Annotated in this window: 20 protein-coding genes; 17 read left to right on the top strand and 3 right to left on the bottom strand. The window is 50.5% G+C overall.

Annotated elements, in window-relative coordinates; translation table 11 throughout:
* Positions 1-217: 217 nt before the first annotated feature.
* Positions 218-967, top strand: coding sequence for a DsbC family protein (locus tag ACJJI5_RS08050; RefSeq protein ID WP_282933659.1), 750 nt, complete (start codon positions 218-220; stop codon positions 965-967).
* Positions 968-1,019: 52 nt separating this feature from the next.
* Here ACJJI5_RS08050 and aspA read toward each other — a convergent pair whose 3' ends face one another.
* The 3 genes from aspA to ACJJI5_RS08065 all read right to left on the bottom strand — a co-directional run bounded on the left by aspA (position 1,020) and on the right by ACJJI5_RS08065 (position 4,527).
* Complete coding sequence (gene aspA, locus ACJJI5_RS08055; protein ID WP_444933821.1) at positions 1,020-2,486, bottom strand: aspartate ammonia-lyase; 1,467 nt, start codon at positions 2,484-2,486, stop codon at positions 1,020-1,022.
* Positions 2,487-2,592: 106 nt separating this feature from the next.
* A complete protein-coding gene (locus ACJJI5_RS08060; RefSeq protein ID WP_413662803.1) occupies positions 2,593-3,408 on the bottom strand; it encodes a helix-turn-helix domain-containing protein in 816 nt (271 codons plus the stop codon).
* 105 nt (positions 3,409-3,513) lie between these two features.
* Positions 3,514-4,527: an asparaginase gene (locus ACJJI5_RS08065; RefSeq protein WP_444914359.1), complete on the bottom strand. Its 1,014-nt coding sequence runs from the start codon at positions 4,525-4,527 to the stop codon at positions 3,514-3,516.
* Positions 4,528-4,931: 404 nt separating this feature from the next.
* Here ACJJI5_RS08065 and ACJJI5_RS08070 point away from each other — a divergent pair, with 404 nt between their 5' ends.
* From ACJJI5_RS08070 to ACJJI5_RS08145, 16 genes are all read left to right on the top strand, one after another.
* Entirely contained in the window at positions 4,932-6,254 is a 1,323-nt protein-coding gene (locus ACJJI5_RS08070; protein ID WP_444928233.1) for a homoserine dehydrogenase, read from the top strand.
* A gap of 86 nt (positions 6,255-6,340) precedes the next feature.
* The gene (gene thrC, locus ACJJI5_RS08075; RefSeq protein WP_445355968.1) at positions 6,341-7,741 is read left to right on the top strand and encodes a threonine synthase; all 1,401 of its coding nucleotides are present in this window, start codon (positions 6,341-6,343) and stop codon (positions 7,739-7,741) included.
* A gap of 60 nt (positions 7,742-7,801) precedes the next feature.
* On the top strand, positions 7,802-9,529 hold the full coding sequence (recJ, locus tag ACJJI5_RS08080) for a single-stranded-DNA-specific exonuclease RecJ (RefSeq protein ID WP_445355969.1): 1,728 nt from the start codon (positions 7,802-7,804) through the stop codon (positions 9,527-9,529).
* Between the two features lie 78 nt (positions 9,530-9,607).
* Positions 9,608-10,519 (top strand): DMT family transporter, encoded by a 912-nt coding sequence (locus ACJJI5_RS08085; protein WP_282933653.1) that lies wholly within the window; start codon positions 9,608-9,610, stop codon positions 10,517-10,519.
* 8 nt (positions 10,520-10,527) lie between these two features.
* Positions 10,528-11,154, top strand: coding sequence for a LysE family translocator (locus ACJJI5_RS08090; protein WP_445355970.1), 627 nt, complete (start codon positions 10,528-10,530; stop codon positions 11,152-11,154).
* A gap of 33 nt (positions 11,155-11,187) precedes the next feature.
* On the top strand, positions 11,188-11,646 hold the full coding sequence (locus ACJJI5_RS08095; protein ID WP_444917805.1) for a hypothetical protein: 459 nt from the start codon (positions 11,188-11,190) through the stop codon (positions 11,644-11,646).
* A 24-nt stretch (positions 11,647-11,670) separates the two neighbouring features.
* Positions 11,671-12,063: a MerR family transcriptional regulator gene (locus ACJJI5_RS08100; RefSeq protein WP_444917804.1), complete on the top strand. Its 393-nt coding sequence runs from the start codon at positions 11,671-11,673 to the stop codon at positions 12,061-12,063.
* Between the two features lie 103 nt (positions 12,064-12,166).
* A protein-coding gene (gene prfB / locus ACJJI5_RS08105) for a peptide chain release factor 2 (RefSeq protein WP_444893198.1) occupies positions 12,167-13,262 on the top strand; the annotation gives its coding sequence in 2 pieces (ribosomal slippage) (positions 12,167-12,238 and positions 12,240-13,262; 1,095 coding nt in all).
* A gap of 72 nt (positions 13,263-13,334) precedes the next feature.
* Positions 13,335-14,819, top strand: a complete 1,485-nt coding sequence (gene lysS, locus ACJJI5_RS08110; RefSeq protein WP_444886817.1) for a lysine--tRNA ligase — start codon at positions 13,335-13,337, stop codon at positions 14,817-14,819.
* A gap of 151 nt (positions 14,820-14,970) precedes the next feature.
* Positions 14,971-15,861, top strand: a complete 891-nt coding sequence (locus ACJJI5_RS08115) for a hypothetical protein (protein WP_445355971.1) — start codon at positions 14,971-14,973, stop codon at positions 15,859-15,861.
* Between the two features lie 501 nt (positions 15,862-16,362).
* Positions 16,363-16,680: a hypothetical protein gene (locus ACJJI5_RS08120; RefSeq protein WP_444896555.1), complete on the top strand. Its 318-nt coding sequence runs from the start codon at positions 16,363-16,365 to the stop codon at positions 16,678-16,680.
* 84 nt (positions 16,681-16,764) lie between these two features.
* Positions 16,765-17,268, top strand: a complete 504-nt coding sequence (locus tag ACJJI5_RS08125) for a T6SS immunity protein Tdi1 domain-containing protein (protein WP_444896556.1) — start codon at positions 16,765-16,767, stop codon at positions 17,266-17,268.
* Positions 17,269-17,336: 68 nt separating this feature from the next.
* Complete coding sequence (locus tag ACJJI5_RS08130) at positions 17,337-17,648, top strand: hypothetical protein (RefSeq protein WP_444896557.1); 312 nt, start codon at positions 17,337-17,339, stop codon at positions 17,646-17,648.
* Positions 17,649-18,172: 524 nt separating this feature from the next.
* Positions 18,173-18,763 (top strand): TrmH family RNA methyltransferase, encoded by a 591-nt coding sequence (locus ACJJI5_RS08135; RefSeq protein ID WP_444896558.1) that lies wholly within the window; start codon positions 18,173-18,175, stop codon positions 18,761-18,763.
* A gap of 201 nt (positions 18,764-18,964) precedes the next feature.
* Complete coding sequence (locus tag ACJJI5_RS08140) at positions 18,965-19,435, top strand: N-acetyltransferase (protein ID WP_444896559.1); 471 nt, start codon at positions 18,965-18,967, stop codon at positions 19,433-19,435.
* A 58-nt stretch (positions 19,436-19,493) separates the two neighbouring features.
* A complete protein-coding gene (locus tag ACJJI5_RS08145) occupies positions 19,494-20,081 on the top strand; it encodes a dienelactone hydrolase family protein (RefSeq protein ID WP_444896560.1) in 588 nt (195 codons plus the stop codon).
* Positions 20,082-20,538: the final 457 nt, after the last annotated feature.

A 20,538-nucleotide genomic window follows, 5' to 3' on the forward strand; every position in this document is an offset into this window, starting at 1 on the left:
TTAACTGACATAAATGGACACGGGCTTCCCCTGGCGCGGGGATACAGTCAATTTCGCTAAAGCGCTCACGTCTTGCGGTGTTTTGCGTAGTCCAAGGTGACTGGATATGTTAAAACGTGCCAATTAGGTTCGCAGCGGCAAAGAGCTGCCATACTGGCTGGAACTGAAGGCCGATGATTAAGTCGAAGCCCAATGAGAATTTAAGGAGCAATTGGTAATGACGCTTATCAAGAAGCCGCTGGCAATCGCTGGCGCGCTACTCAGTCTGGTGGGCTCTGCAGCGTTGGCAGAAGTCGATACCAACGTTGTAAAAACCATCAAGACACGCCTTGAGGCGAGTAATCCCAAAGCAACCTATGGAGAGGTGCGGGAGAGTCCAATTGAGGGGCTTTACGAAGTGGATGTCGATGATGGCAACACGACCCTGTTCGTCTCTGCTGATGGTAATCACTTTGTTTACGGCGATCTCTATCAGGTGAAGGCTGGCGGTGTTGCCAACCTTTCCGAGCAGCGTAGAGCGACGCGCCGCGCTGCGGTTATGGGCGCCCTTGATACAGAAGATATGATTGTCTTCTCCCCAAAAGGTGAAACCAAGGCAAGCGTTTATGTATTTACCGATGTGGACTGCGGTTACTGCCGCAAGCTGCACCAGGATGTGCCCGAGCTGAACAAGCGCGGTATCGAAGTGCGCTACCTGGCATTCCCGCGCGGTGGCCTGAATTCCCTGGGGTATCGCAAGCTGGCAACTGCATGGTGTGCGGAAGACAGCAACAAGACGCTGACTGCACTTAAGAACCGTGAAAATGTGCCTTTGGATGTCTGTAAGACAAACCCGGTGGCAGCTCAATACAAGCTGGGCAACGAGGCTATCGATGTGCGCGGTACGCCGACTATCGTGATGGAAGATGGTCGGGTTGTTCCCGGTTACTTACCACCGGATCGCCTGCTTAAAGAGCTGGGAATTTAAGCCCGGCTGATAGCTAAAAAACCGGCAGCCGAGAGGCCGCCGGTTTTTGTTTTCAAGCAGGGTTTTTAATTTCTACTTTTCTCGGCTGGGTCATATTCTCCGGCGCGAGGATATCGTTCAGTTCCTCCTCACTCAGTAACCCCTCATCAAGGATTAACTGCTTCACACTGGCACCGGTAATTAGTGCCTGCTTGGCGATGCGGGTGGCATTTTCATAGCCAATAAACGGGTTTACCGCAGTAATCAGGCCGATGCTGTTCTCAACCAGTTGCAGGCAGTGCTCTTCGTTGGCAGTGATGCCGCTCACACAACGATCCGCAAGCGTGGTCATGGCTTGGGTCATCAGGCGCATGGACTGTAGCAGGTTAAAGGCGATTACTGGCTCCATTACATTGAGCTGCAACTGGCCGGATTCAGCAGCCAGGGTAATCGTGAGGTCGTTGCCGATCACCTGGTAGGCAACCTGGTTAACCACTTCGGGAATAACCGGGTTGACCTTGCCGGGCATAATGGATGAGCCGGGTTGCATCGGCGGCAGGTTAATTTCATTGAGGCCAGCGCGAGGGCCGCTGGAAATCAGGCGTAAATCGCTGCAAATTTTCGAGATCTTAACGGCGATGCGTTTCATTACGCCGGAGAACATCACGAAGGCGCCCATGTCGGAAGTGGCTTCCACCAGGTTTTCTGCGCAGACAAAGTCGATGGCGGAAATCTCTGACAGCGCGTTAACAACCAGCTGGCGATATTCCGGGTCCGTATTAATGCCGGTGCCGATCGCGGTGCCCCCCATATTGATCTCTTTGAATAGAGCGACCAGCTCTTTAACTCTGTCGACATCTTCGCGCACAGTAGCGGCGAAGGCGGCAAACTCCTGGCCCAGGGTCATAGGTACCGCATCTTGCAGCTGGGTGCGCCCCATTTTAATTACTGAGGCAAACTCTTTGGCCTTCTTGTCGAACTCAACGCACAAGCTCTCCATGGACTGAACCAGGTCGCTGTAGCTGAGCAGAATGGCCAGGTTTATCGAGGTTGGATAAACATCATTGGTAGATTGCGACAGGTTTACATGGTTGTTTGGGTGTACTTTTTTGTACTCGGCTTTGTTGTGACCGAGTAATTCCAGCGCGCGGTTGGCAATCACCTCATTGGCATTCATATTGGTAGAAGTACCGGCGCCGCCCTGAATCATATCTACTAAAAATTGATCGTGCAGTTTGCCATCGATAATCTCGTCACAAGCAGTGGCAATGGCATCTTGCAGTTTGGGCTCCAGGTAGCCGAGCTGTCCATTGGCGCTGGCCGCAGCTTTTTTTACCATCGCCAGTGCTTTTACCAGATTGGGGAAGTGATTCAGGGTAATTCCGGTAATCTGGAAATTTTCCAAAGCGCGTAAAGTTTGAATGCCAAAATAGACATCGGCCGGTACTTCGCGCTCACCCAATAAGTCTTTCTCCAAGCGGGTTTCTGCACCTGCACTAAAAACCGGCATTGGTTTGAGTGTGTGGAAATCGTTGGTCATCAGTTTCTCTTCTCTTCATCGTATGGGCCTGTGTGGGGTGGGGTAATATCTCCACCTCCCGCAAGCCTCGTGTTGGGGTAATTTAGTAATTAATTGGGAAGTATTTTTAGAGTGGTGTCGCAAAGAAGCTCTGCGGCCCCTCTGTAGAGGTTGCGCGAATATTCTCGCGAATATTTTTGTTTATCTCTTCGGACTCAGGACCAAAAACGCCACATAATTTCAGTGCATTTTTTATGCTGATGTTGCGGCCGAGAGATTCGAGAACTACTTTTGTGCAGACGGGCTCACGCCTGTCACTGGCGGATGCTCCCAGCTTTAATCCGGATAGATAGCTGACTCGGCTTTTATAAGTAGGGTATAAAATAGTTTGTGCGATTTCATTGTGAGTCAGTGATTCATAGCCAACCAAAAAAATACGATCGGCAAGAAAGAGCAGCATGCCTTTATAGCGGGATTTATACCACTCATCCCTGTCTGGGTAGCGCATTCGTTCGAAGCGCTGAAAATAATATCCATCACCATCTGACTCAATATGCAGCAGGCTGCGAATAATATGGTCGGAGAAGGTCATGGAGTAGTGGTACTCGAAATAGAAGCCTAAATATTTATCGGCCCGCCCCTGGGACTCCCGCATCAGAATATCAATATCGCGATTGTAGGGCCTGGCGGGGAGGCTGTCGGAGACGGGTGCGCTGCGCACGCGAACAATTTGGCTGAATTGCTCGTGGGGCATCACGATTTCATGGGGCTCTACGCCAAAAAAATGACATATCTTTCCCAGGGTATACTGGGAGGGCTGAGTGTTACCGTTGAGATATTTATTGAACTGGGCACGATTCACCCCAATTCGCCGGCACACCTCGGCTATGGATGGGTAGAAGCTGCACAGAAGGCGGAGGTTTTGCGAAAAATCATTGCTCATCGGTATTTTGCTTCTGGATAGAGGTTATCCCTTCAATCCCTGTTAATCACTCGGCCCCTTTTTAAAGGCGAAGCCATATGGCTTCGCCAATAGTTTCAGTTTTTATCAGTTGGGGTGATTGCACTCACCGCACAACGGGCGCTGTAATAGGGTTTTAATTTCCGTATCGGAATGGCCCATTGCCAACAGGTGGTTGAGCTTTACAAAACAGGCTTCGCTGGTCATATCCAGACCACCTATAACACCGGCATCAAGCAGTGCGGAGCCCGCAGCGTATTTCCCCAGATCCACCTGGTGCTCCAAACACTGGGACACTGCTACACAAATAGTACCGAGCTTTGAGGCCTTCTCAAGCTGCTCGGTAAATGCACTGTCGTCAGTCGGCGCATTGCCGGTGCCGTATGTTTCAATAATCAGGCCCTTGGGGCGGCTCTCTAAAATTTTCTCAATCAGTGAGGGAGATATACCGGGAAATAGTTTCAGTAAAATCACTCCGCCATTGGCATTGGTGGGAATCTGAAACTGCGGTTCACCGGTGGGCACCAGCAGGGCGTTGTGGTCGATATTGACCTGGATACCCACTTCCCCGAGGCAGGGGTAATTGGGGCTGCTAAAAGCATCCAGTGAGCCAGAGCTGACCTTTACTGCACGGTTGCCGCGTAGAAGTTTGCCGTTGAAGTAGAGGCAGACCTCCCTGATATCGTCGGACCCGCTTAATAATAGCGCCGCAATTAAGTTGTTATAGGCGTCGCTACGCATCTCCCGCAAGGGAATTTGGGAACCGGTGACGACCACGGGCTTTTCTATGCCTTGCAGGGCAAAGGACAGTGCTGAGGCGGTGTAGGCCATGGTGTCGGTGCCGTGCAACACCAAAAAGCCTGAGTACTGGCTATAGTTGTCGCGTATCAGGCTGGCAATGTGATACCAGTCCTTTGGTCGCATATTGGCGCTATCCAGCAGTGGGTCGAGTGCCTGGAAATCGTATTGTGGAAGCTGGCCGATAACATCTTGTAAGAGGCGGCCCAGTGCGCCTTCCAGGTCGGCGTCAGGCACATAGCCCGATTCGCTTCGGCGCATTCCCAGGGTTCCGCCTGTATAAAGGATTAGGGTTTTCTTCATTACTCGACCACTATCTGAGTCCGGATTCAGTACGCCCCTATTTTGTGCAAAGGCGCGGTGGATGCAATTTCGCAGGTTGCTGTTACCTGATGCTAGTAGATGCTCATATAGCATCTACTGAGGACGCTGTTGGTTTCAAGAGGTGATTTTGGGTGACAGAAGTTTCGACTCTACTCTAGCCGGAAGCGGTGCCTTTATGGCGCAATTATATTGACTTTTTTACGTTCCGCTCGGTAAGGTTGATGATCTTTTGTCAATTTTATTTGCATTTATTGCGCGGCTTCCTGTGGTGGCACTTTCTATGTAATCGGGGGTAGATCCCGGTCTGGTTCGCTGCCCCTATAGTTGCGCGGAGGAACATTGTGAGCGCAACAGTGGAAGAGACTGCGGAGGCGGAGGCTCAGGTGGTTGTAAAAAAGGCACCCCGTGCCGTGCGGATCGGTATCTGTGGCCTGGGTACTGTCGGCAGTGGAACGGTGAATGTATTGGCGCGCAATGGGCGGGAAATTGCAGCCCGATGCGGTCGCGCCCTGGTCATTGAACAAATAGGTGCGCGCCGCGATAACGCACACTGTGATACCAGCCAGATAAACGTTACCCGGGAAATTTTCGATGTCGCCAATAATCCCAACGTGGATATTTTGGTGGAGCTTATCGGTGGTACTACGGTAGCCAAGGAGCTGGTGCGCACAGCGATTGAAAATGGCAAGCATGTTGTCACCGCTAACAAGGCGTTGATTGCCGAACACGGCAACGAGCTGTTTGAGCTGGCCGCAAAGCACAATGTCACCATTGCCTATGAGGCGGCGGTAGCTGGCGGTATTCCTATTATTAAATCCCTGCGCGAAGGATTGGTGGGCAACCAGGTGCAGTGGCTCGCCGGAATTATTAATGGCACCGGCAATTACATCCTCACTGAGATGCGGGAAAAAGGGCGGAGCTTTGATGAAGCTCTGGCCCAAGCCCAAGCTTTAGGATATGCGGAAGCGGACCCCACTTTTGATGTGGAAGGTATCGATGCTGCTCACAAGCTGGTGATTATGGCTTCTCTGGCATTTGCTATGCCCCTTGCTTTTGACAAGGTGTACACCGAAGGCATCAGCCGGATCTGTAGTGAAGATATTCGCTACGCCGATGAGCTGGGATACCGTATCAAGCACCTGGGGATTGCGCGTCGCACTGACAAGGGCGTGGAGTTGCGGGTGCACCCGACTTTAATCCCCCAGCGCCGCCTGATCGCCAACGTAAACGGCGTTATGAATGCGGTGCTGGTCAGCGGCGATGCTGTGGGACCAACCCTGTATTACGGCGCTGGTGCGGGCGATGAAGCCACGGCATCGGCAGTGATCGCCGATCTTGTTGATGTGGCCCGCACTCTTGAGGCCAAGCCGGAGCACAGAGTGCCGGCAGCGGGTGTCGCCCTTGCGGATCAAGGGGGAACCCAGGTTCTGCCGGAAGAAGATGTTATTACCAGTTATTACCTGCGTATCGCCGCCCACGACAAGCCTGGTGTTATGTCTCAGGTAGCCACCATTTGCAGTGATCAGGGCATCAGCATCGAGGCTCTGATCCAGCACGAACCGGTTGAAGGTGAGGCACTTGTCCCGGTGGTGATTTTGACCAGCCGAGCCGATGAAGCCAGCCTCCGCCAAGCGGTTGCACAAATAGAGGCGTTGGAAACGGTCGAAGGTGAAGTCGTCAGGATTCGCGTAGAGAGCCTCGGATAAACTCCACAGGCGCCGAGTGACATAACCCCGGGCTCGGTGCCCCAATCAATGAACTCCCCAGCCAGCGATAAGAGCCAAGAAATACTGTGAAATTTGTCAGCACACGCGGCAGCGCGCCGTCTCTCTCCTTCGCCGATACCGTACTAACAGGCCTTGCCAGCGATGGAGGCCTCTATGTTCCCGAGACTTTGCCGAAGTTTTCTCGCGAGGAAATTGCCTCTATGGCGGGGCTCGATTACGAGCAGCTGGCCTTTCGCATTATCCAGCCGTTTGTGGGGGGTGATCTCAGTGATGAAGAGCTGAGCGGTATTATCGGGCGTTCCTACAAGCACTTCCGCCACAAGGCTATTGCCCCGCTGGTGCAGACAGACACCAATGAGTGGGTGCTCGAGTTGTTTCATGGGCCCACCCTGGCATTTAAAGATTTTGCCTTGCAGTTCCTCGGTCAACTCTTTGATCACCTGCTGAAAAAGCGCGGTGAAAGAGTGGTGGTTATGGGGGCAACTTCTGGTGATACCGGTTCGGCCGCGATCGAAGGTTGCCGCCATTGCGACAATATCGATATTTTTATTCTGCACCCCCATAACCGTGTATCTGAAGTCCAGCGACGCCAGATGACCACAGTGCAGTCGGACAACGTATTTAATATCGCTCTCGAAGGTAATTTCGACGATTGCCAGAATATGGTGAAAGCGAGTTTTGCCGATCAATCATTCCTGCCCGATGGACGCCGCCTGGTAGCGGTTAATTCCATTAACTGGGCGCGGATTATGGCGCAGATCGTCTACTACTTTTATGCCGCCCTGCGCCTGGGGGCGCCGGATAAAACCGTTAATTTCTCCGTACCCACCGGTAATTTTGGCGATATTTTTGCCGGTTACCTGGCGAGGCAGATGGGATTGCCTATCGACCAATTGGTAATTGCGACCAATGCCAACGATATTCTGCATCGCTGCATCAGCGGCAATGACCACACTCCCAAACCACTGGTGCACAGCTTGTCTCCCAGTATGGATATTATGGTGTCGAGCAACTTTGAGCGATTGCTGTTTGATCTCTACGGTCGCGATGGTGCGACGGTTGCTGAATTGCTCGCGGATCGCAGCCAGCCCATGCATTTGAGTGAATCGGCCCTGGGCAAAGCGAGGGAAGTTTTCTCCTCCAGTCGGGTGGGTGACAAGCGTACGGTTGAAGTGATTGGCGAGACCTTCAGCTCCTGCGAATATCTGCTCGATCCGCATACTGCTATCGGGGTTGAAGCCGCACGACAGGTACGTCACTCTACCGAACAGCCCATGGTTTGCTTATCTACCGCACACCCGGCAAAATTCCCCGATGCCGTGGCCCAGGCCCTGCCAGAAAAAGAGATTCCCCTGCCGAGTCATATGCAGGATCTCTGGCAGCGGGAGGAGCGCTTCAAGGTATTGCCCAATAACTTGTCCCAAGTACACGACTATATGGCGACGATGCTGTCAGAAAGCAGTTAATCGGCACACTGTCGTGCAATAAGCGGCAACCGATTAGCTATTAGTTTGCTGAGAAATACATTGAGTACAAAAATTCAGCGACGGCCAGTGGATTTGTCTACTGGCCGTTTTGCTTCTGAAACACCAAAAATATTGCAGCGTGTCCTGTTGGGGCGGGGGATTGTCAGCGAAGAAGCGCTGGATCACAGCCTCTCTCAATTACAGAGCCCGCAGAGTATGCGAGGGCTGGAGGCTGCCGTTGCCTTGCTGGTGGATGCTATCCACGGGCAAAAGAAAATCCTTATCGTGGGGGATTTCGATGCGGATGGAGCCACCAGTAGCACCTTGGGGGTGTTGGCCCTGGGTGCAATGGGCGCGCCGGGAGTGGAGTACCTGGTGCCGAATCGCTTTGACTTCGGCTACGGGCTGACTCCAGAAATTGTCGAGGTAGCCAAAGATTATCAGCCCGATCTGCTGATCACCGTAGATAACGGTATTAGTAGTATCGAGGGCGTGGCAGCGGCAAAAGCCGCTGGTATGAAAGTGATTGTGACGGATCACCACCTGCCCGGCAGTGAGCTGCCGCAGGCGGATGCCATCGTAAATCCGAACCAGCCGGACTGTGACTTTCCCAGCAAGAACCTCGCTGGGGTGGGGGTGATCTTTTATCTGCTCAGCCGTTTGCGTACGGCCCTACAGCAGAGTGGGTGGTTTGAGCAGAGCGGTATCGCCCCGCCCAATATGGCCGAATACCTGGATTTGGTTGCCTTGGGTACTGTGGCCGACCTGGTCCCACTGGATCACAACAACCGGATTCTGGTTCACCAGGGCATCGCCCGTATCCGCGCCGGTCGCTGCCGGCCCGGAATTGCCGCCCTGATGGAGGTTGCCGGGCGCGACCAGCGCAGGCTCTCCACCACAGATATTGGTTTTATTTTGGGGCCGCGTATTAATGCGGCTGGTCGTCTCGACGATATCGGCACCGGTATCCGCTGCCTGCTCACCCGCGATCCCAGTGAAGCGCGGGAGCTGGCCGGCGAGCTGGACGCCCTGAACCGGGATCGCAAAGCGATCGAGCAGGGGATGCAGCGGGAGGCAATGGCGGCCCTGGATGAGTTGCGCCTGGAGGGCGAAATTCCCTGGAGTTTGTGTCTGTACGATGCCAACTGGCATCAAGGTGTGGTGGGTATTTTGGCCAGCCGTATCAAAGAGAAATTCCACCGCCCGGTGATCGCATTTGCTGAGGGTGACAACGGCCTGGTGAAGGGCTCTGCGCGTTCGATTCCCGGGCTGCATATTCGCGATGCCCTGAGTGACGTAGCCGCCGCTCATCCGGACCTGATCAGCAAGTTCGGTGGCCACGCCATGGCGGCGGGGCTGAGCTTACCCCAGGAAAACCTGGAGGCTTTCCGCAACGCTTTTGAGCAGGTGGTGCGCAACCGCCTGAATGAAAACCAGCTGCACGCGGTTATCGACTCTGACGGTGAGTTGGAATCTGGGGATTACACATTGCACACGGCAGCTATGTTGCGCGCTTGCGCGCCCTGGGGACAGGCGTTTCCAGAGCCGGTATTCGACGGTGAATTCCTGTTGCTGCAACAGCGCATTGTCGGCGAGCGCCATTTAAAAATGGTGGTGGCGCCGCCCCAGGCACCGCAATTAGCGCTGGATGCTATTGCTTTTAATGTGGACACCGAGCAGTGGCCGCAGCCCACGGAAAGAGTGCGCCTGGCTTTTAAGCTCGATGTTAATGAATTTCGCGGGCGGGAATCCCTGCAATTAATGGTGAGCCTGTTAGAAGCGGTATAGGGTTTACTTTATTTCTGGCCGCTGGGAAATCAGGAAGTTTTTCGCAGTGGCTCCCAAGTTGTTTGGAAGTAAAAAGTAGTGAAACGTAAACAAGTTCAGGCCGAAGTCCTACTGTTATTAGCCGCTCTTTTCTGGGGCGTAGCCTTTGTGCCGCAAAAGATTGCCATGGCGGATATTGAGCCACTGGCATTTAACGCATGGCGTTTTATTCTCGGTGGTTTAATCCTGATTCCCATCGTTTACTGGTTGTCCTCCCGTCGCGATGCCCAGCCCGGTGAAGCCGAGGGACAATTGGTGAATCACACCTGGCGCGCCTGCCTGCCCGGTGGCGCACTGTTGGGTTTTTGGCTGTTTCTCGGCGCGGCACTGCAACAGGTGAGCCTGCTTTATACCACTGCCGGCCGCGCCGGATTTATTACCGGTTTTTATTTACTGCTGGTGCCGGTGATCGGTTTGTCCCTGGGGCATAAAACCAACCGCTGGACCTGGATGGGAATTGGTCTCGCTTTGTTTGGCCTCTATTGGCTGGCGGACTTCAGTGAAGAATCCCAGCTGGTGGGCGACTTAATGGTATTTGCCAGTGCCTTTGTTTTTGCCATCCAGGTATTGACGGCGGATCGATTGGTAAAACGCTACGATGCCCTGCGGCTGGCCTGTATCCAGTTCCTGGTGTGTGGCCTTTTGTCCGCCGTAGCTTCGCTATTTACCGAAGAGGCGACACTGCAATCGGCGATCGATGCGGCTTGGCCTATTGCCTATATGATGATTTTCTCCACGGCACTGGCGTTTACTTTCCAGCTCTTGGCCCAACGCTACGCCGCGCCTTCTCACGCTACCGTAATTATGAGCCTGGAGGCAGTTTTCGCCCTGGCGGCGGGCTGGCTATTCCTCAATGAAATGCTCAATACCACGGAGTTAATTGGCTGTGGTTTGATGCTGGCGGGGATGCTGGTCAGTCACTACGGCAACCACAGCGGTACTCACCACTAGGAATATCAATGGAATTATCGACACTGGCACTCTTTGTTCCCGCAAGCTTCTTTGCCTCGGTCACACCGGGGCTCTGCATGATGCTATCGCTCAGTCTGGGAATTACCCTGGGCGTGCGCCAGACTCTGTGGATGATGGTGGGGGAGTTGATCGGTGTTGCGTCGGTGGCGATTACCTCTGCACTCGGTGCTGCGGTATTGATGGTTCAGTATCCGACTTTATTTCAGCTGTTCAAATACTGCGGGGCCGCCTATTTGGCCTGGATAGGCGTGCAGATGTGGCGCTCCCGGGGGCAGCTGGCTCTGATGGATCAGGGTGATACGGTCGACGCTAGCCGACCATCGCGAAGAGCGCTGGCACTACAGGGTTTTGTTACAGCTGTGGCTAACCCCAAGGGCTGGGCGTTTTTTATTGCGTTATTACCGCCATTTATTAACGATACCAAACCTCTGATACCCCAGCTTTCAGTCTTGCTGGCGATATTGCTGCTTTTGGAGGCGTTGTGCCTGCTGATTTATGCCAGTGGCGGCCAGGCCCTGAGTCGATTGTTGGAGCGGTCTGAAAATGTGCGTTTGGTTAATCGGATTTCTGGTACTTTGATGCTATCGGTGGGAGCCTGGTTGGCGTTATCCTGACACGGCTATTTATCGCTTTATGGAGGATGTTCTGTGTTGAAAAAACGGTTGTCATTCTTATGGGTATGGGCCCTGATTATCTCAGTGGCGGCTTGCGGGCAGTCGAGGGAGGAGAAAGCGATGGAGAACGAGGTTGAGAACACACCCGGCGCGGCGGAGCCCGAAGTCGCACCCACGCCTCCTGCAGCGACTATGAGGCCAGGGGAAATGGTGTGGATTTACCGCGGCAGTGGCAGCAAGCAGTGTGAAGGGGGTGGTATGACTCTTCAGCAGAGCCAGGCCAAGTTGAGTGACAATGGGGTGAAGGTGCAGGAGTCCCGCTGTGGAGTCCGCACCGACAGGATGTTCCCCGCCGTATGTGGCGCACCCACAGGAGATATCCTGATGCACTTGGTCGGTATGGATGCCCTGGATGCCTCAATTGAGCTGGGATATAGCCCCGCGGAGAAAGTGCAGTATCAGTTTGCTGCTTGTCGGGACAACAGTGCCTGAGTTGAAACCTTAAGTGGGGTAATCGTGAATATTTCCCAGGCCGCAGACAATTCGGGGCTCAGTGCAAAAGCCCTGCGCCACTACGAAAATATTGGCCTGGTGGTGCCCGGCCGCTCTGCTAATGGCTATCGGGATTACTCCACTGCCGATGTTGAAACCCTCTGCTTCGTGCGCCGCGCGCGGGCCTGTGGCTTTACCACTGAGGAGGTCCGGGCGCTGCTGGGGTTGCGGGATAACCCGGAGCGCCACAGCCGCGAGACCAAAGACCTGGTCAATCACAAGCTCGGGCAGCTCGAAGAGCAGTTGCAGACCCTGCTGGGGATGCGCGCAACCTTGCGGGCCTTTGCCGATAGCTGCGCCGGCAATGAGTCCCCAGACTGCGCAATTCTGGAAAAGCTCTCGGGACAGACCGCCTAGTAGAGGATTTGCCGCCATATCAGCCCCTATCTGACTGGAAGGACCCCCGCGCGCTGCGGTAGAATGCGCGCCGCTTTTTATTTTGTCCGGACACCGAAAGTTCATGGAAATCAATCCCCTCATCAATCAATTAAAAGACCTCGAAGAGCGCACCGACGTTCTTAGGGGGTATCTTTGACTACGCCAGCAAGAAAGAACGCCTTACCGAAGTAGAGCTGGAGCTGGCTGAGCCGAGTGTTTGGGACGACCCCAACCGCGCACAGGAACTGGGGCGCGAGCGCTCTTCCCTGGAAACGGTGGTTAATACCATCGAAAACCTCGACTCCGGCATTGCCGATTGCCGCGAACTGTTGGAAATGGCAGTCGAGGAAAATGATGAGGACTCTGTAGGGGAGGTCTCCACTGAGATCGAAGGCCTCCAGCAGCAGCTGGGGATTCTGGAATTTCGCCGTATGTTCTCTGGCGAGAATGACGAGAACAACGCCTATCTGGATATCCAGGCCGGCTCCGGTGGTACCGAGGCCCAAGACTGGGCGGAAATGATCCTGCGTATGTACCTGCGCTGGGGTGAAGCCCACGGCTTCAAGACCACCCTGGAAGAGGTCTCCGCGGGGGAAGTGGCCGGTATCAAGAGTGCCACCGTGCATTTCGCCGGCGACCACGCGTTCGGCTGGTTGCGCACGGAAACCGGCGTACACCGCCTGGTGCGCAAATCGCCGTTTGATTCTGGCAACCGTCGTCACACTTCTTTCAGCTCGGTATTTGTGTCACCGGAAATCGATGACAATATCGAGATTGAAATCGACAAATCCCAGGTGCGTGAAGACACCTACCGCGCGTCCGGCGCCGGTGGTCAGCACGTGAACAAAACCGATTCTGCGGTGCGTTTGACCCACACAGAATCCGGTATCGTCGTGCAGTGCCAGAGCGAGCGCTCCCAGCACCAGAACCGCGATAAAGCCTGGAAAATGCTGCGCGCAAAAATGTACGAGCAGGAAATGCTCAAGCGCAACGCAGAGAAGCAGGCCATGGAAGACAGCAAGGCCGACATCGGTTGGGGCAGCCAGATCCGCTCCTACGTGTTGGATGACCAGCGTATCAAGGACCTGCGCACCAATGTCCAGACCAGCAACTGCCAGGCAGTACTGGACGGAGACCTGGACCAATTTATCGAGGCCAGCCTAAAAGCCGGCCTCTGATTAAAAGTCTCCACTCTCACCGCGCCCCTCGTCGATGAGGGGCAATATCAATCACAAAACTGATAGATCACCATGACTGATATCCAGCAAGACGAAAACAAACTGATCGCCGAGCGCCGCACCAAGCTTTCCGCTCTGCGCGAGAAGGGCAATGCTTTCCCCAACAGTTTTCGCCGCGAGAACCTCGCTGCCGACCTGCAAGCTGAGTTCGGCGATAAACAGAAAGAGGAGCTGGAAGAACTGGGTAAACGGGCGTGCGTAGCAGGGCGAATCCTGGCTAAACGCGGACCCTTTATGGTGATCCAGGATGTGTCTGACCGCATCCAGCTCTACGCCGATAAAGCGGCACAGAAAGATATTAAAGAACGCTTCGGTGCCTGGGATATCGGCGATATCGTCGGCGTAAAAGGCACTCTGCACAAATCCGGCAAGGGCGACCTCTACGTCAACTGTGAAGAGTACAGCCTGCTAACCAAAGCACTGCGCCCGCTGCCGGAAAAATTCCACGGCATCGCCGATCAGGAAATGCGTTATCGCCAGCGCTACGTGGACCTGATCGCCACGCCGGAAGCCCGTGAAGTGTTCCGCGTGCGCTCCAAAGTGATCGAGTACATCCGCGACTTCCTCAACGGCCAGCAGTTTATGGAAGTGGAAACGCCCATGCTGCAAGTTATTCCCGGCGGTGCCAGCGCGCGTCCGTTCGTTACCCACCACAATGCGCTGGATATCGATATGTACCTGCGTATTGCCCCGGAGCTGTACCTGAAGCGTCTGGTCGTGGGTGGTTTTGAGCGGGTTTACGAGATCAACCGCAACTTCCGCAACGAGGGCCTATCCACGCGCCACAACCCCGAATTCACCATGCTTGAGTTCTACCAGGCGTACGCGGACTACAACGACCTGATGGACCTCACCGAGAAGATGCTGCGCGGTATCTGTGAAGATGTACTGGGCTCCACCACTGTGGAATACCAGGACAGCAGCTACGATTTCTCCAAGCCGTTCGCGCGTTTGTCTGTGTTCGACTCCATCCTGCACTACAACCCGGAACTGACTGCGGCCGATATCGACAATATCGAATCCGCCCGCGCGGTAGCCGAGAAGCTGGAAATCCCGCTGAAAGATAGCTGGGGCCTGGGTAAGGTACAGATCGAGATCTTCGAGAAGACTGTAGAGCACCGTCTCGACCAGCCGACCTTTATCACTGAGTACCCAACCGAAGTATCTCCGTTGGCTCGCCGTAACGATGACAATCCGTTTGTCACCGACCGCTTTGAATTCTTCGTAGGCGGCCGCGAGATAGCCAATGGTTTCTCCGAGTTGAACGACGCGGAAGATCAGGCCGAGCGCTTCAAAGCCCAGGTTGCGGAGAAAGATGCCGGTGACGACGAAGCCATGCATTACGACGCCGACTATATCCGCGCGCTGGAATACGGCCTACCGCCCACCGCTGGTGAGGGCATCGGTATCGACCGTCTGGTAATGTTGTTTACCAACTCTCCGTCGATTCGCGACGTACTGCTGTTCCCGCATATGCGCCCTGAAGCGAACGACTAATCGCTTCTCACTGCCGGGTAGTTTTACCTGCCCGGCAGTATTTCCTCCCCCTATGCCGCAGATTTCCTCACTCTGAAACTTCCCTCAGCTCTATCTATCCTTATTCATTGGTGCTCTATCGGGCCTCGAATGATTTGGAGCGGTTGCTGCTATGAAACAGGAACAGGGGAAAGCGAAAAGCGCAAAGCAATTATTGGCGCTGGCGCTCTGTAGCTTTATTTCCTGTACCGCCGCTGCGCAAAGTTCGGAGCCTGCAACAGCTGCCAGCCTAACTTCCAAAGAGCCCGATGACTGGCGCTTCCTTGCCACTCCTTATCTTTTCCTCCCGCTTCGCACTAAAGGGACTTCTACTGTCGCTGACACCAGTGTCGATATTGATCTGGATTTAAGTAAAACCCTGGAGCTCCTCAACGCTGCATTTTCTGTGCGCCTGGAAGCCTGGAAAGGGCGCTTTGGGGTAGTGGCGGATCTCTACTATGTGCACCTCAGATTGGACAAGGGAGCAACCATAACCCCGCCGCGAAACCCACAGCTGGATATCGATGTAGATATTGATGTTGAGGTGGATGCTCGCCAGGGCTGGATAAATGCCCTAGCCGGTTACCGGATTTTAGAAGGGAATCTGGCTAATAGTGGGCGAAAGTACTTTGTAGATGTGGGAGCGGGTTTGCGCTGGAACCGATTAAAGCAGGAAGTGAAAGCACGAGCGGGAATTAACATAGGCCCCAGGCCCGAATTTAGGAATCGCCTTGGAGGCAAACAGAGTTGGTGGGAACCTACACTATCTGCGCGAGGTGCAATCGGAATTACTGAATGCCTAACCGTTGCTGTACGCACGGAATTGGGAGGCTTTGGCGCTGGGGGTGATGACTTACAGTGGAATCTACTAGCCGGATTCGACTGGCGCGCCTGGAAGACAATCTCACTGCGTTTTGGGTATCAGTATTACAGTATTGATTATTCCGATCGACTCTCTGATGGGCGTTTTGCTTATGATATTACTCAACATGGGCCGTATATAGCGGCGACTTGGCGGTGGTAGTTAAGCGAGTTCAGTTTTTGAAGAAACTAAGATCATTAGAGTCATAAGTTTAAAATCAAAGAGTTAGATATTTAATTGGTGCTTGTGATAGTGGCCATATAGAGCGCATTTTTTTATTTAGCTCTATGGTCCCACTTATGCTTGCCTCACTGGCTTCATAATAAAAAGTAAATGTGAGGAGCGAATTTACATTTTAAACCGTAGTAAAGATAATAGTGGTTTGGGCAGCTATTATATAAATGTTAGATTTGAAGAGCATATATGGAAATTCCACCTGTCCTAGATCTTAAGGATTACTCGGAACTAAATCATTTTGATAAAAAGCAACTCAAAGAGCTAATTGATGAATGTGAATTTATTATTGATGATCAGTATGATTAGCTTTCATCAGAGGACTATTCAAGTGTAGAGGGGCTTCTTGAGTACCTTCAGTATAAAGTCGGTGGAGAGGCTGCATTAAAAGCGATAAAGAAAAAGGCTGTCGAGGATGTTCACCAATGGGTGTATATTCATCCAAAAAATCTAACTCCAGAAGATGATAAAAGAGCTGTCGAAAGTGGGTTAATTGCAATTCGATTGGGGTGTGGATGGGTAGTTGATGCATATGAGGCTACTACAAATATACCAGGTCACGAAATTGAATGGGCAGCAATATCGTCCATGCCAAGCGTGATTTGTGAAGACTCGAAGGCATTTTCTCAGCTTAAATTAAATTTAGGTAGAGAGCTGACAGAGGAGGAGGTTATGAGAGTTGCAAGCCTTTCTGAAAGCTTGGTCAATAGTTATATGGCAAATGATGGAAAAATGAGGGAGTGGTGATCTAACAGAGTAGGCCATGATCCGCTGCTTCGTAGTTTTGATCTCCACTCCGGTTCGCAAGCGCTAACTAGTAAAAATATTCTCATGACATTAAATGATTTAACAGTAAATTTTTCTCATATTAACCAGGGAGACCTTCTATCCGATTGGGAATGGCTTATTGGTAAGGGTAAGTTACCTATAGTTATTACCGCTCTTGGCGATGCGTTTATTCAAAACGTAAAAACCAATGAAGTGGAGTTTTTGAGTACTACACTTTGCCAAGTCGAGTTCATCGCAAAAGATGGAGAAGAGTTTCTCTCAAAATTACAAGACTCTGAATTTGTTAGCGGTTTTATGGGGGCAAAATTTGTACGTAGCTTGATTGAATCAGGTAAGTCACTTTCTAAATATATGATTTACAGCATTAAGATACCTCTATTTCTTGGTGGTGAAATTGACATAGAAAATTTTGAGATAACTGATATCGAAGTCCACTTCTCAATATCAGGACAATTTCATAAAAAAGTTCAGGGTTTGCCAGAGGGCACTCCAATTGAAAGTGTTACCTTGGTCAAGCCAAAAAGGAAGTCTTGGTGGAAGTTTTAGGGCTAACAAGGTAGTACAATCGACTGCAAAGGTATCATCTAATTGAAATGGTATACGTAGATACAACGATGGATATATCTCAGTATTACGATGAAGCTAAGGAAATAGGAAAGCTAGTAGAGCCCCAGGCACCTTATGTTTTGGCTGTATTAGATTATACTCCTGAGGAGGATCATCCATCCTCGTGGGTACCCAAAGTTCAAAACGCTTTACTGAATTTCTATAAGGAATTTCCATCTTCAGATGAAGCAGAAAAAGCGCTTAACTTGTACATTCAGGGCGCCATAATGGAAGATAGAGCAGAGCATAACTTACTGGTTAAAATAGGAGCTTCCTGCTTGGTTTTAGGAGTGGCTATCGGATGGGTTATTTGGAGTTAACTTCCTATAACTGGCGCATGCTGTTTGCTGATGTTGCGGCTAGACAGTGTGCTCTATGCTCAAGTTTAAATGTCTAGGTAGAGAGTGGAAATAATTAAGTATCCTTTGACTAAAACTGTACTATTTACAATTTTATATACGATACTGAACATAGTTTCTATCAATGTTCAGTTTGTTCCTGGAATAATTACATGGGTTTTTTTGGGGAGTTGTTGGCCCATTGATAGCCATAGGGGCTGTATGGTTTTATCACTGCAAATCGATGGGTGGAGAAAAGTATTGGGTACAACTGTCCATCGGCACTACCCTGTATTATTTGGCGCTAGGTATAATATCGTTTAATTATATAGGCGGTTTATGGGCGTCGATGTAGCTTAATAGTTAATTAAGTAATGCAGCCATTAACATAGCATTATACATATTTTGTGAGGTTGCTGCGCTTATTGTTGTTAGTATTTACACAGTCCAGGCTGTGTCTGACTGCGATGTTAGTAGTGAACAAATTATCTAAGGTCTTCGAGAATATGGAAATTGATAAAAATGGTGCCCGAAAAAGAGCTGATGAAATTAAGCCCTATCGCTGTAAAAATCTGATAGCTGTTCTCGAGTGCCCAATGGATATGAAGAACATTGGAACAGTCATAAGAAACGTCAATGCGTTAGGCGTTGAAAAAACGTATATTGTTGATCCACGCAACCTATTGCCCAATGAATGGCAGGAAATGAGAGAAAGAAAGTCACTCTCAAAACCATCTGTCTCTGCGATCAAATGGAGCTTCGTAAAGCGTTTTGATAGTACCGAGGAATGCCTGGATCATTTGGCAAAAAATAGATTTATCTCGATTGTCACCTCTCCCCATGTAAAAGGAAAAGACAACTTTATATTGCATGAGGCTGATTACACTCAGCCAAAACTGGCTGTTTGGTTTGGTAACGAATCTAGAGGTATAAGTGATCTTGCAGTCGAAAATAGCGCTTTCTGCGTATCCATTCCAATGTTTGGAATGATTGAAAGCCTGAACCTCGGAACAACTTCTGGAATTGTATTATATGAAGTTACTAAGCAGCGCCGCGAGTACCAGGAAAAGTACAAGAGAGCAAACCGTAGCGACTAATAGAATGATGGAGTTGATGTCCTATTTTTGTGTTTTTTACACTGTGGCTGCATTCTTTTCCTCAAATGGATTAAGAAACTTTCCTTATTGAATAGGCACCTACCTTTCGGTCGCAATTACTCTTGGGTAACTCATAAAGCAAGCAAAAATTATTTCGTCCTTAAAAGCACCCCAAAACGATAAGGTCAAAGTTACTTTAATATGAGCAGAATAGAGTTTAAGGAACTAACCCAAGCGAATCGAGGTGAGCTGTTAGCTGTACTCAATGAGGATTCACTTAGGGAGCACTTAATTAAACATGAATATTTTGATGACCAAAGCCTTAATGGGTGGATCAAGTTTAAGTTAGAAGTAGACTCCCTGCCTGGGTGCCGTGTTCGACTAATTTACATCGGTGGAGTATTAGCTGGGTGGTGTGGTATTCAACCTGACGATAGCGGCTTTGAGATGGCTGTTGTCATATCTCAACAGTTTTGGGGTTTTGGACTCTCAGTATTCAAAATAATGATCGGTTGGGCTAAGGAGTTGGGGCATAAAGAAATAGTGTGTCATTTGCTTGACAGTAGGCCAGAATACAGAGCTTTGAAAAGAATATCCAAAACAGTACATAAAACCGAGCTGTTGGGTCGATGTTTTACGACATACTGTATCGAACTCGATAAATATGCATAGAATAAACTATAACTGGTCGGTGTATCGTTTCTTTCTTGTTATATGAAAAAAATAAACTATGGCTTGGATTTTGGTTTCAGATATTTTTGGTCGTACAAAAGCGTTAGAGCGATTTGCAGCTGATCTTCCTGGTAGTGTAGAGATAGTTGATCCGTATAATTCAGAATTGATGAATTTCGATTGTGAAGTTGAGGCGTATTCACACTTTACATCAAAGGTTGGACTCGATAAATACGTTGAAAAATTATCAGAGAGAATCAGCGCATCATTTGGTCATGTGAGTTTAGTAGGTTTTAGTATTGGTGCATCGGCCATATGGAGGTTATCTGATCATCAAGCTTTGAGTAATGTTTCAGGGGCAATTTTATTTTATAGTTCACAAATTCGCCATTACGTCAAAATTGATCCTATATTTCCTACGCGCTTGATATTCCCGGTGATGGAGTCTCATTTTTCTGTATTAGAGGTCATACAGACGTTGAAGCAGAAAGAGCAAGTGGAGGTTCATCATTCCACTTACCTTCATGGTTTTATGAATCCCCATTCCAGAAATTACAATGCGGAAGGCTATGTTAAATATAGACAGGTGGTGTGTGGTACAGCACTTAACAATTCTATCTGTACAGATTTCAACTTGATGCATTGATCTGGGTGGTTAGCGTGATAAAAATAATCTAGATTCTAGTAAGAGGTTTTTATCATCTTGTTCGTGCTTGTCAAAAAGAGTATGCTCCTTGTTGTTCATTTCTGAGTCTAGAGTTCGAGCGCATTGAGTTAATCGAGAGGTTTGAGCTAAATCATAAAAGCCTATGATACCCCTGGTTTATTCTCTACGGTCAAAAGGTATTTGCGTGAGATATTTCTTATTGGTTAATTACATTAATTGTTATTTTGGCTGTTGAGGAGGTCGTGTTTAAAGTCTCTGGTGCAGCATCACAATCATTGGAGGGGATGAAAGAATGAATTTTCTAAACTAAACGAAAAAACGCTCTAAATGGTACTGTTTTCTGGCTTTGCCTATAAGCTTAGCAGTTTGGTTTTCTGCTTTTTGGCTAAGTCTTGGTGGCTGTCCAATCTCTCGATTTGTTTGTTTTTTTGATAAA

It is taken from the genome of Microbulbifer maximicatervae (SeqCode) (assembly GCF_052467955.1).

Excerpts from the sequence above, each read along its gene's own strand:
- ACJJI5_RS08115 (WP_445355971.1), top strand. The coding sequence starts at position 14,971 with ATGAAACAGGAACAGGGGAAAGCGAAAAGCGCAAAGCAATTATTGGCG.
- ACJJI5_RS08130 (WP_444896557.1), top strand. The coding sequence starts at position 17,337 with ATGGATATATCTCAGTATTACGATGAAGCTAAGGAAATAGGAAAGCTA.
- ACJJI5_RS08060 (WP_413662803.1), bottom strand. The coding sequence starts at position 3,408 with ATGAGCAATGATTTTTCGCAAAACCTCCGCCTTCTGTGCAGCTTCTAC.
- ACJJI5_RS08140 (WP_444896559.1), top strand. The coding sequence starts at position 18,965 with ATGAGCAGAATAGAGTTTAAGGAACTAACCCAAGCGAATCGAGGTGAG.
- ACJJI5_RS08050 (WP_282933659.1), top strand. The coding sequence starts at position 218 with ATGACGCTTATCAAGAAGCCGCTGGCAATCGCTGGCGCGCTACTCAGT.
- aspA (WP_444933821.1), bottom strand. The coding sequence starts at position 2,486 with ATGACCAACGATTTCCACACACTCAAACCAATGCCGGTTTTTAGTGCA.
- ACJJI5_RS08145 (WP_444896560.1), top strand. The coding sequence starts at position 19,494 with ATGGCTTGGATTTTGGTTTCAGATATTTTTGGTCGTACAAAAGCGTTA.
- ACJJI5_RS08090 (WP_445355970.1), top strand. The coding sequence starts at position 10,528 with ATGGAATTATCGACACTGGCACTCTTTGTTCCCGCAAGCTTCTTTGCC.
- ACJJI5_RS08135 (WP_444896558.1), top strand. The coding sequence starts at position 18,173 with ATGGAAATTGATAAAAATGGTGCCCGAAAAAGAGCTGATGAAATTAAG.
- ACJJI5_RS08125 (WP_444896556.1), top strand. The coding sequence starts at position 16,765 with ATGACATTAAATGATTTAACAGTAAATTTTTCTCATATTAACCAGGGA.
- ACJJI5_RS08065 (WP_444914359.1), bottom strand. The coding sequence starts at position 4,527 with ATGAAGAAAACCCTAATCCTTTATACAGGCGGAACCCTGGGAATGCGC.
- lysS (WP_444886817.1), top strand. The coding sequence starts at position 13,335 with ATGACTGATATCCAGCAAGACGAAAACAAACTGATCGCCGAGCGCCGC.